Genomic DNA, 10,335 nt, shown 5'->3' with positions numbered 1-10,335 from the left:
GGGCCCCACCGCCGCCACCGTCCCGGCGAGGTCGATGCCGAGGATGCCGGGCAGCGGATGTCGGGCATGCGCCGCGGCGCCGGCCCGGATCTTGAGGTCGAGCGGGTTGACGCCGCTGGCGGCGATCCGCACCAGCACCTGGCCGGCTTCCGGCACGGCCGGGCCAGTTCGGCGAGGCGGAACGGCGCGTCCGGCCGGTCGAGCACCAGCGCGCGCATATAGGAGACTTCGGTCATGGCTTGATCCTTTCGGTCGAGGCCCGAGAGATGGGCCATGCCTGACCGATCCGAAATCGAAGAGAATGTTCGAATCCCATGCATTTTTGTATGATCCCGGCATGGAGTGGAGCGACGTCAAGATCTTCCTGGCGGTGGCGCGGTCCGGCACGCTGGGCGCCGCGGCCCGGCAGCTGGGCCAGACCCAGCCGACCATGGGCCGGCGGCTGCGGGCGCTGGAGCAGGCGGTCGGCCAGACCCTGTTCCAGCGCACCCGCGACGGCTTCGTGCTGACCGCCGAGGGCGAGGCCGTGCTGGCCCATGCCGAGCGCATCGAGGAGGAGGCGATCGCCTTCGAGCGCACTTTGGCCGGCCAGGGCCGGGCGCTGGAGGGGATGCTGCGGGTCTCGGCATCGGACTGGTTCGGCGCCCGGGTGCTGACCCCGGTCCTGGCCGGCTTCACCCGCGCCCATCCCGGCGTCACGGTCGAGCTGATCACCGACAGCCGGCTGTTCAGCCTGGCCCGGCGCGAGGCCGACCTGGTGGTGCGGATCCGGCCCTTCGACGAACCCGAGGTGGTGCAGCGCCGCCTGACCCATGTGCCCTACGCCCTCTACGCCGCGGCGGGCACCCCGGCCCCGGTGGCCGGCGACGGCGCCGGCAGCGCCCTGGTCACCATGGACACCGCCTTCGAGGCACTGCCGGATGTCGGCTGGCTGACCCGGCTGCTGCCACGCGCCCGCATCGCCTTCCGCAGCAACAACCGCGAGGCCCAGGCGCGGGCCTGCGCCGCCGGCGCCGGATTCGCCGTGCTGCCCCGGCCGCTGGGCGACGCCGAGCCGGGCCTGCAGGCGATCGACCTCGGCGAGGCCCCGCCCGGCCGCGACGTCTGGATCGGCTTCCACCGCGACCTGCGCCGCCAGGCCCGGCTGCGGGCATTGCTGGATATGCTGGTGGGGGAGCTGGCGAGGTAGGCTCAGCTCCGATACACCGGCGCCCCATACGGCGCGCCGGAGCCGCCGCCGTCGACGAAAATCTCCGTGCCCTGGACGTTGCTGGACTCGTCCGAGGCCAGGAACAGCACCGTGTTCGCCACCTCCTCGGCCTTGCCGAAGCGGCCGAGCGGGATGCCACGGGTGATGCGCTGCTCCAGCGCCGCCCGGGCCTCCGGCGTCGGCGCCACGGCATCCCAGATCTCGGTGTCGGTGGCGCCGGGCGACACCACGTTCACCCGGATGCCGCGCGGCGACAGCTCGGCGGCCAGCACCCGGCCCATCGACCGCACGCCGCCCTTGCTGGCGGCATAGGCCGACCAGCCGGGCGAGCCGTACACGCTGTGCACCGAGCCGTTCAGGATGATCGAGGCGCCGTCCTTCAGATGCGGCAGCGCCGCCTGCACCGCGAAGAACACCCCGGTCAGGTTGACCCGGAGGATCTGCTCGAACTGCGCCAGCGCGGTCTGGCCGATCGGGGTGGTGCCGCCGATGCCGGCATTGGCGAAGACGATGTCGAGCTTGCCGAAGCGCTGCGCCGCCTCGGCCGCCGCCCGTTCCATCGCCGCGACATCCGTCGTGTCGGCCTGCAGCGCCAGCACGGCGTCGCCCAGCTCACGCGCCGCGGCGTCCAGCGTCTCGCGGTTGCGGCCGGTGATCGCCACCCGCGCGCCTTCGGCCACGAACCGCCGGGCCGTCGCCAGGCCGATGCCGGCATTGCCACCGGTGATCAGCGCAACCTTGTCCTGCAACCTCATCACGATCTCCTGCGCCCATCCGGGCGTCGACTGCATCGCGCCGCCCCGGGCGGTCCCGGCGGCGGCCTGGAATGATGGTCCGGTGATCCCATATTCTGTATGATGACCGTCATCCACATCAGGAAGATGATGTCCATCATCCTGATTGTCAATCACGGCCGAGAAAGAGAATCGTCATGGGCCACTCCCGGGAAGAGAAGGCGGACAGCCACGAGCGGATCCTGCGGATCGCGGCGGCGCATTTCCGCGAGTCGGGGGTCGACAGCCTGGGGGTCGCCGACCTGATGAAGGAAGCGGGGCTGACCCATGGCGGCTTCTACCGCCACTTCGCCTCACGCGGCGATCTGGTGGCCGAGGCGGTGGAGATGGCGCTGGGCAACAGCCGGGTGAAGACCACCACCACCGAACCGGATGGCAAGCCGCGCGACTACGCCGCCTTCGTCGCGGCCTATCTGGACCCGGCGCACCGCGACGAGCCGGCGACCGGCTGCGCCGTGGCGGCGCTGGCCGGCGAGGCCGGGCGGCTGGACGAGCGGCCGCGGACGGCCTTCACCCGCCAGTTCAAGACCAACCTGGACAATGTCGGCATCATGCAGCGGGCGAAGGACCCGGCGGCCACCCGGGCCGATGCGCTGCTGGCGGCCAGCGCCCTGGTCGGCGCCGTGGCCTTGTCCCGCGCCGTGTCGGACCCCGCGCTGTCGGACGAGATCCTGGCGGCGGTACGCGCGAAGCTGGTCGCGCTGGCGGAAGGTTAGGCCTGGAGCTTGGCCGATTCCGCCGGCGTCTGGGTGGTCAGCGACAGGGCGTGCACCCGGTCCTTCAGCTCCGCCGCCAGCAGGTCGTAGACCAGGCGCTGGCGTTCGACCCGCGACTTGCCGGTGAAGGCCTCGGCGACGATCCGCACCCGGAAATGGCTTTCGCCCTGCCCGTCATGGCCGGCGTGGCCGGCATGGCGGTGGCTGTCGTCGATGATCTCCAGCTGCGCCGGGGCCAGCGCATCCTCGATCTTGCGGCGCATCCGATCGGCGATCTGCATCGGTCCTGACCTTTTCCGTTCCGGGCTTGCCCGCCCGTGATAGCAGAGCCGGGCGGACCCTGGGAGGGCTTGCCCTCCTATCCGCCTATGACGCAAGCGCCGATGCTGCGACACGGCGACAACGCAGATCCCCACCGCATCGGCTTGTCAGGCGAATGGCCCCTCCCCATACTCGCCCCATGGCCACCGCGAACCGCAGATATCACCGGGCATTCGAGGAGCCGGCGCCGGAAACGCGCCGCTGCGACCACCCGGGCTGCGCCAACACCGGGGAATTCCGGGCGCCGAAATCGCGGCAGCACCTGAACGAGTACTGGTGGTTCTGCCTGGAGCATGTGCGGGAGTACAACCGCGCCTGGAACTACTACCAGGGCATGAGCCCCGACCAGATCGAGAGCGAGGCCCGCCGCGACACGGTGTGGGACCGGCCGACCTGGCCGATGGGCAGCTGGCGCGCCGAGCAGCGGCTGCGCGACCGGATCTATCACAGCTTCGCCGAGGGCGCGGGCGACAATCCGTTCCGCGCCGGCGCCGAGGCGCAGGAGGAAGAACGGCAAGGCCGGCCCCTGACCGAGCACGAGAGCGCGATGAAAACGCTCGAAATCGCTCCTCCTTTCGACCTGAAAGCGCTCAAGGCGCGCTACAAGACGCTTGTCAAACTGCATCACCCGGACGCCAATGGCGGCAGCCGCGATGCCGAGGAGAAGTTCAAGAGCATCAACCACGCCTATACCGTGTTGAAAGCCGGCTTTGCCTCGTAACCCGTGACCCGGCGTACTGCGTACGCTACCCGTACTCCGTTACCTCTGGAATTTGGACTTCGACTGGATCATGAGCGCTGACACCTCCACCACGCTGCCCGACATCAAGGTTTCCGTCCGGCAGACCTTCGGCATCGACAGCGACCTGCAGGTGCCCGCCTTCTCCTCCGCGACGCAGCACGTGCCGGATGTCGACAGCGCCTATCGCTTCGACCGCGACACCACCATGGCGATCCTGGCCGGCTTCGCGCACAACCGCCGCGTGATGATCCAGGGCTATCACGGCACCGGCAAGTCGACCCATATCGAGCAGGTCGCCGCCCGGCTGAACTGGCCCTGCGTCCGCGTCAACCTGGACAGCCACATCAGCCGCATCGACCTGGTCGGCAAGGACGCCATCGTGCTGCGCGACGGCAAGCAGGTGACCGAGTTCCGCGAGGGCATCCTGCCCTGGGCGCTGCAGAACCCCTGCGCCATCTTGTTCGACGAATACGACGCCGGCCGGCCGGACGTGATGTTCGTGATCCAGCGCGTGCTGGAGGTCGAGGGCAAGCTGACCCTGCTGGACCAGAACCGGGTGATCAAGCCGCATCCGGCCTTCCGCATCTTCTCCACCGCCAACACCGTCGGCCTGGGCGACACCACCGGCCTGTATCATGGCACCCAGCAGATCAACCAGGGCCAGATGGACCGCTGGTCGATCGTCGCCACGCTGAACTACCTGCCGCATGATGCCGAGGTCGAGATCGTGCTGGCCAAGGTGCCGGATTTCGACAATGAGGAGGGCCGCGCCAAGATCAACGCCATGGTCCGCCTGGCCGATCTGACCCGCGCCGGCTTCATCGGCGGCGACATCTCCACCGTCATGTCGCCGCGCACGGTGATCACCTGGGCCGAGAATGCCCGGATCTTCGGCGATATCGGCTTCGCCTTCCGCCTGACCTTCCTGAACAAGTGCGACGAGGTCGAGCGCTCGACCGTGGCCGAATACTACCAGCGCTGCTTTGGCACCGAACTGCCGGAAAGCGGCGTCCGCGCCCATCTGGCGTAAGGCGCGACGTTCATAGGTTTTGCTGTCATTGCCGGGCTTGACCCGGCAATCCAGAGGATGTCGACAGCCTCTGGATGCCCGGATCAAGCCCGGGCATGACAGATTGGGAAGATCGGCGAGAGCCGTAGAGACGAAGCAGGCGATGCCCCAGGACGACAGCCCGATCGAGGTCTTCAAGCGCGCCACCACGGCGACGGTGCGGGCCATTTCCGAACGGCCCGACGTCACCGTCGCCTATTCCAGCGAGCCGCCGGGTGTCGCCGGCACCCGCGCCCGGCTGCCGCAACCCTCGCGCCTGCTGACCACGGCCGAGGTGGCCAAGGTGCGCGGCGCCGCCGACGCCGTGGCGCTGCGCCTGCGCCACCACAACGCCAAGCTGCACGCCGCCCGCATGCCGCAGGGCGACATCGCCCGCGCCGCCTTCGAGGCGCTGGAGCAGGCGCGCTGCGAGGCGATCGGCGCCACCCAGATGGCCGGCGTTGCCGGCAACCTGGCCGCGGCGCTGGACGACCGCTACAAGCGCCAGGGGCTGGACCGCGTCACCGAGCGCGAGCAGGTGCCGCTGGCCGAGGCGGTGCGGCTGATCGCGCGCGAGGCGATGACCGGCGAGAAGCCGCCGCCGAACGCCCGCCACGCCGCCGAGCTGTGGAAGTCCTGGCTGGAAAGCCGCATCGGCCGGTCGCTGAGCGAGCTGGCCGACGCGATGGAGGACCAGGAGGCCTATGCCCGCCGTGCCAAGCATCTCTTGTCCGAACTCGACATCGAGATCGGCCAGGAAGACGAGATGCAGGAGGACGAGGACGGCGAGGACGACGAGAAGTCGCAGGGCGAGCAGCCCGAGGAAGAGGGCCGCGAGGGCGAGCAGGTCAGCGCCACCGCCGAGGACAGCGACAGCGACCCCGAGAGCGGCGACGAGACCGATGCCGAGGGCGCCGAGCAGCAGGACGCGTCCGACGACGCCGACGAATTCGCCACCGAGGACACCGACGCGCCGGGCCAGCCCTGGCGCGACGACCAGACCGGGCCGTTCGACCCGACCGGGCTGCACTACAAGGCCTTCACCACCCAGTTCGACGAGCTGGTGGCGGCCGAGGATCTGTGCGACGCCGACGAGCTGTCGCGGCTGCGCCTGATGCTGGACCAGCAGCTGCAGCACCTGCAGGGCGTGATCTCCAAGCTGGCCAACCGGCTGCAGCGCAAGCTGATGGCGAAGCAGACCCGGTCCTGGGATTTCGACCTGGAGGAAGGCATCCTGGATGCCGCCCGGCTGGCGCGCGTGGTGATCAACCCGCTGACGCCGCTGTCCTTCAAGATGGAGCAGGACACCGATTTCCGCGACACGGTGGTGACCCTGCTGATCGACAATTCCGGGTCGATGCGCGGCCGGCCGATCACCATCGCCGCGATCGCCGCCGATATCCTGGCGCGGACGCTGGAGCGCTGCGGCGTGAAGGTCGAGATCCTCGGCTTCACCACCCGCGCCTGGAAGGGCGGCATGGCGCGCGAGCGCTGGATCCAGCAGAGCAAGCCGCAGAATCCGGGCCGGCTGAACGATTTGCGCCACATCATCTACAAATCCGCCGACGCCCCCTGGCGCCGGGCCCGCAAGAATCTGGGCCTGATGCTGCGCGAGGGCGTGCTGAAGGAGAACATCGACGGCGAGGCGCTGCTGTGGGCCCACAACCGCGTGGCCGCGCGGTCGGAGCAGCGGCGGATCCTGATGGTGATCTCCGACGGTGCACCGGTCGATGACTCGACCCTGTCGGTCAACCCCGGCAACTATCTCGAGCGGCACCTGAAGCAGGTGATCGAATACATCGAGCGCTGGTCGCCGGTGGAGCTGGTGGCGATCGGCATCGGCCATGACGTCACCCGCTACTACCGCCGCGCCGTCACCATCGTCGACGCCGAGCAGTTGGGCGGCACCATGATCGACAAGCTGGCCGAGCTATTCGACGAGGAGCCGAAGAAGGGCCCGACCGCGATGCGCCGGGCAGGCTAGGAGACTGTTCGGAAACGCTACTGGTGCGGCCGTCTGACGGCGGTTTCTGCGCTTCCGGTGCTCACGGACGACCATGTCCGCTGCGCGCCGGCTCTCGAAACCACCGCCAGCCGGCTCACACCAGCGCGTTTCCAAACGATCTCTGAGTCCCGGCCCACAGCGATCCCATCCGGATCGGAGTCACCCGGAGTCCGGTCATGGCCGGGCTGCCGTGTCGCCTGCCCGGCGCCCGCCGCGGGATGTCCATATCCCGCCACAATGATGGCCATCATGGAGAGAGTCCTCGAAGCCAGTGTTTATTGGATCCGGGGAAGGCGGACAGCGATTTTTCTGTGTTATCGTGAGGGACGCGGGAATAGATCGGCCGCCCCGCGGATCATCTATTGAGTAGTCATATTTTCCTTTTCTGGGACGATTTAGAGAGGGAGGTGACGGTGAGCCAGGACCAATTGAAAAATCGGCTGCCGGCACGGGCACGGATCGGACAACAATCTCGGCCTGCGTCCACGCGGGACTGCCGGTGGCGGGCAGGCGGAGGGACGGCAAAGTGACCGGCAACGCGCAGGCCATTCTGCGCACGGTGCAGCAGATCTATGACGCTGCGCTGGAGCCGGACGACTGGCCGCAATGCCTCGACGCCGTCCGCGACCTCGTCGGCGGCACCCACGCCGTGTTCACCACCGCAACCGGGGACAGGGTGGACCTGGCCACCTGCTCGCACATGGATGCGCGCCACAGCGGCCGCTGCGACCAGATTCTGCACAGCGACTTCTGGAGCCAGCAGATGGGCCGGTTCCCGACCGGGACCGTCCTGCCGCAATCCTCGATGATCCCGCTGCCCGACTATGAGCGCACGGATTTCTACCAGAGCCTGATTCGGCCGATCGGCGGCGGTCTGGCCGCCGTCGCGGTGCCCTGGCGCGGGGCCGGCGGCTGGTCCGCCGTCCGCGTCTGCCGCCCGCTGGGGGATCGCGACTTCGACGATGCCGAGCTGCACACACTGCAGACCCTGGTGCCCCACCTGGCCAAGGCCGGCAAGCTGAACCGCCGCCTGTCCCGCGTCGACCCGCGTGCCGCCGGCGCCCTGGCCGCCATCGACGCGCTCGGCGTCGGCTTGATCCTGCTCGATCGCCGGGGGCGGCCGACCTTCCGCAACGAGCGGGCGGAGGCGGTGGTCGCGGCGCGCGACGGGCTGCTGGTCGATGGCTACGGCATCGCCACGGCCCTGCCAGCGCAGACCCGGGCGCTGCACCAGGCCATCGCCGCCGCGATGGCGCTCGGCGGCGGCCCGGACGATATCGATGCCGTCATCCGCGGCGGCAACGACCCGGTGCTGCGCCTGCCGGTGTCGCGCCGGCCGCCCGCGGGCCCGCTGGTGCTGACCGTCGTGCCGTCGCCGGCCGCGGGCTACGGCGTCGGCCGGGAGGATGCGCGCGGCGTGGCGGTGCTGATCTCCGACCCCGACCGGCGCATGCGCATCGACACCGAAGGGCTGGTCAGCAGCTATGGCCTGACCCGGCGCGAGGCCGCCCTGGCCGCACTGATCGCCGATGGCATCGGGCCGGCCGAAGCGGCCGAGGCACTCGGCATCTCCACCGGCACGGCGCGCTATTACCTGAAGCATGTGTTCGAGAAGACCGAGACGCATCGCCAGGCCGACCTGGTCCGCCTGCTGCTGCACAGCTTCGCCACCACGGATATCGCCTCCGGCCGCTGAGCAGCTTGCAGGCAGTCGGGAGACGACGCCCGGCTTGACCGATCAAGCCGGCTCGGCTGTTCTGGCGCGCCCGAGACCCGAGCCTGCCATGTCCGATCTGCTGCTGGAAACCGACCGCCTGATCCTGCGCCCGATCCAGGCGGAGGATTTCGAGGGCTGGGCCGGGATGATGGCCGACGCGGAGAGCGCCCGCTTCCTCGGCGGCGCCCAGCCGCGCGCCGTGGCCTGGCGCGGGTTCATGACCATGGCGGGGGCCTGGGCAATGCAGGGCTTCTCCAATTTCTCGGTGATCGAGAAGGCGACCGGTCACTGGATCGGTAGGCTCGGCCCCTGGCAGCCGGAGGGCTGGCCCAGCACCGAGGTGGGCTGGGGCCTGGTCCGGTCGGCCTGGGGCAAGGGCTATGCCACCGAAGGCTCGACCGCGGCGATCGACTGGGCCTTCGACCATCTCGGCTGGGCGGAGGTGATCCACTGCATCGCACCGGACAACGAGCCATCCAAGCAGGTGGCGCGCCGGCTGGGATCGGCCCTGCGTGGCCCCGGCCGGCTGCCCGCCCCGCATGACACCAGGGACTACGAGATCTGGGGCCAGACCCGCGAGCATTGGCGCGGCCGCAGCGCCGGAGGCCAGCCATGACCATCGCCATCCGCCCCGGCCACTCGGCGGTCGACGGCATGGGCAAGCCGTTCCCGCTGATCCATATGGCATCAGGGGAATAGGGACCAGGACTCTGGACAATATCCGTAGACGAATATACGTCTACGGATATGAAGGTGCACGACCATCCCTCCAGCCCGCTTGCCCTCGCCGTGCTCGCCCTGCTGTTCGAGCGCGACATGCATCCCTATGAGATGGCGGCGACGATGAAGGAGCGCGGCAAGGAGCAAAGCATCAAGCTGCGCTACGGCTCGCTGTACACCGTGATCGCGGCGCTGCAGCGCGACGGGCTGATCCTGGCGCGCGAGACGGTGCGGCAGGGCAAGCGGCCGGAGCGGACGGTGTTCGCGATCACCCCGCCCGGCCAGGAGACGCTGATCCGCTGGATGACGGCGATGCTGAGCCACCCGGCCAAGGAATACCCGCTGTTCGAGGCCGGGCTGTCGTTGCTGCCGGTGCTGCCGCCGGAGGCGGTGGCGCCCCTGCTGGAACAGCGCCTGGTCCGGCTGGACGCGACGATCGCCGTGAGCCGGGCCGAGCTGTCGAAGGCCGCCGGGGCCGGGCTGCCGGCGCTGTTCCTGGTCGAGCACGATTACGAGCTGGCGATGCTGGAGACGGAGCGGCGCTTCGTGGCGGATCTCGCCGCGCGCATCCGCGGCGGCAGCCTGGACGGCCTGGCGTTCTGGCGCGGCTGGCACGCCGAGCGGGAGGCGCGGCCATGAGCTGAACCCGACGGAAGAAACCCGGAGCAGTGCGGCAACACCGCCCCGGGCCATCGCCCTGAACACCCGGCGGAACCCGCCAAGCGCCTTCGGACCGACATCGGAAGGTTAGCGTCTTGGGCTCCGCGAAACCAGCATGCGGAGACCCCATGCCTGCGCACCCCCATGTCCTGATCATCGGCGGCGGCATCGCCGGCCCGGCCCTGGCCCTGTTCCTGAAGAAGGCCGGTATCGCCGCCACCCTGCACGAGGCCTATCCGCATCGCGCCGACATCGGCGGTGGGCTGCAGGTCGCCCCGAACGGCATGGCCGTGCTGGAACAGCTGGGCCTGGCGGACGCCCTGGCCACGGCCGGGACGACCAGCACCCCCCTGACCATCCGCGACCGGCATGGCGACGCTTTCGCCCCTCTGCCGGTCGGGT

At 69.7% G+C, this 10,335-nt stretch carries 12 protein-coding genes; 9 read left to right on the top strand and 3 right to left on the bottom strand.

Going from position 1 to position 10,335, the window contains the following annotated elements; genetic code table 11:
• Nucleotides 1-339 (bottom strand): alcohol dehydrogenase catalytic domain-containing protein (locus AC3XYG_RS38675; protein ID WP_489145228.1); only part of this gene is annotated, 339 nt, incomplete at its 3' end.
• Between AC3XYG_RS38675 and AC3XYG_RS38670 the strand changes: the two genes are divergently transcribed.
• Nucleotides 338-1,189, top strand: coding sequence for a LysR family transcriptional regulator (locus AC3XYG_RS38670; RefSeq protein ID WP_489145227.1), 852 nt, complete (start codon nucleotides 338-340; stop codon nucleotides 1,187-1,189). The two genes, AC3XYG_RS38675 and AC3XYG_RS38670, sit on opposite strands and share 2 nt — an antisense overlap.
• Before the next feature lie 2 nt (nucleotides 1,190-1,191).
• On the opposite strand, the gene AC3XYG_RS38665 is transcribed toward AC3XYG_RS38670, so the two are convergent.
• Nucleotides 1,192-1,965 (bottom strand): glucose 1-dehydrogenase, encoded by a 774-nt coding sequence (locus tag AC3XYG_RS38665; protein ID WP_489145226.1) that lies wholly within the window; start codon nucleotides 1,963-1,965, stop codon nucleotides 1,192-1,194.
• Nucleotides 1,966-2,141: 176 nt separating this feature from the next.
• Between AC3XYG_RS38665 and AC3XYG_RS38660 the strand changes: the two genes are divergently transcribed.
• On the top strand, nucleotides 2,142-2,720 hold the full coding sequence (locus AC3XYG_RS38660; RefSeq protein WP_489145225.1) for a TetR/AcrR family transcriptional regulator: 579 nt from the start codon (nucleotides 2,142-2,144) through the stop codon (nucleotides 2,718-2,720).
• Here the strand turns inward: AC3XYG_RS38660 and AC3XYG_RS38655 are convergent.
• The gene (locus tag AC3XYG_RS38655; RefSeq protein ID WP_489145224.1) at nucleotides 2,717-3,001 is read right to left on the bottom strand and encodes a BolA family protein; all 285 of its coding nucleotides are present in this window, start codon (nucleotides 2,999-3,001) and stop codon (nucleotides 2,717-2,719) included. The two genes, AC3XYG_RS38660 and AC3XYG_RS38655, sit on opposite strands and share 4 nt — an antisense overlap.
• Nucleotides 3,002-3,180: 179 nt before the next feature.
• Here AC3XYG_RS38655 and AC3XYG_RS38650 point away from each other — a divergent pair, with 179 nt between their 5' ends.
• The 7 genes from AC3XYG_RS38650 to AC3XYG_RS38620 all read left to right on the top strand — a co-directional run.
• Nucleotides 3,181-3,762, top strand: coding sequence for a J domain-containing protein (locus AC3XYG_RS38650; RefSeq protein ID WP_489145223.1), 582 nt, complete (start codon nucleotides 3,181-3,183; stop codon nucleotides 3,760-3,762).
• 70 nt (nucleotides 3,763-3,832) lie between these two features.
• Entirely contained in the window at nucleotides 3,833-4,813 is a 981-nt protein-coding gene (gene cobS, locus AC3XYG_RS38645; protein ID WP_489145222.1) for a cobaltochelatase subunit CobS, read from the top strand.
• Nucleotides 4,814-4,955: 142 nt separating this feature from the next.
• Nucleotides 4,956-6,815, top strand: a complete 1,860-nt coding sequence (gene cobT, locus AC3XYG_RS38640) for a cobaltochelatase subunit CobT (protein WP_489145221.1) — start codon at nucleotides 4,956-4,958, stop codon at nucleotides 6,813-6,815.
• Between the two features lie 547 nt (nucleotides 6,816-7,362).
• Nucleotides 7,363-8,532, top strand: coding sequence for a helix-turn-helix transcriptional regulator (locus AC3XYG_RS38635; RefSeq protein WP_489145220.1), 1,170 nt, complete (start codon nucleotides 7,363-7,365; stop codon nucleotides 8,530-8,532).
• A gap of 88 nt (nucleotides 8,533-8,620) precedes the next feature.
• Complete coding sequence (locus AC3XYG_RS38630; protein ID WP_489145219.1) at nucleotides 8,621-9,169, top strand: GNAT family N-acetyltransferase; 549 nt, start codon at nucleotides 8,621-8,623, stop codon at nucleotides 9,167-9,169.
• A gap of 137 nt (nucleotides 9,170-9,306) precedes the next feature.
• Nucleotides 9,307-9,912 carry a PadR family transcriptional regulator gene (locus AC3XYG_RS38625; RefSeq protein WP_489145218.1) on the top strand — a complete coding sequence of 202 codons (606 nt, stop codon included), beginning with the start codon at nucleotides 9,307-9,309 and terminating at the stop codon, nucleotides 9,910-9,912.
• Nucleotides 9,913-10,061: 149 nt separating this feature from the next.
• Nucleotides 10,062-10,335, top strand: a 274-nt coding sequence (locus AC3XYG_RS38620) for an FAD-dependent oxidoreductase (RefSeq protein ID WP_489145217.1), incomplete at its 3' end; no start/stop codon positions are given.

Source organism: Inquilinus sp., from assembly GCF_057815775.1.
Note: the sequence above shows the minus strand (reverse complement) of the source record. Positions and strands in the feature narration are given on the sequence as shown.

Coding starts and splice junctions, on each gene's coding strand:
- cobT (WP_489145221.1), top strand. CDS start 4,956: ATGCCCCAGGACGACAGCCCGATCGAGGTCTTCAAGCGCGCCACCACG.
- AC3XYG_RS38660 (WP_489145225.1), top strand. CDS start 2,142: ATGGGCCACTCCCGGGAAGAGAAGGCGGACAGCCACGAGCGGATCCTG.
- AC3XYG_RS38665 (WP_489145226.1), bottom strand. CDS start 1,965: ATGAGGTTGCAGGACAAGGTTGCGCTGATCACCGGTGGCAATGCCGGC.
- cobS (WP_489145222.1), top strand. CDS start 3,833: ATGAGCGCTGACACCTCCACCACGCTGCCCGACATCAAGGTTTCCGTC.
- AC3XYG_RS38670 (WP_489145227.1), top strand. CDS start 338: ATGGAGTGGAGCGACGTCAAGATCTTCCTGGCGGTGGCGCGGTCCGGC.
- AC3XYG_RS38655 (WP_489145224.1), bottom strand. CDS start 3,001: ATGCAGATCGCCGATCGGATGCGCCGCAAGATCGAGGATGCGCTGGCC.
- AC3XYG_RS38630 (WP_489145219.1), top strand. CDS start 8,621: ATGTCCGATCTGCTGCTGGAAACCGACCGCCTGATCCTGCGCCCGATC.
- AC3XYG_RS38650 (WP_489145223.1), top strand. CDS start 3,181: ATGGCCACCGCGAACCGCAGATATCACCGGGCATTCGAGGAGCCGGCG.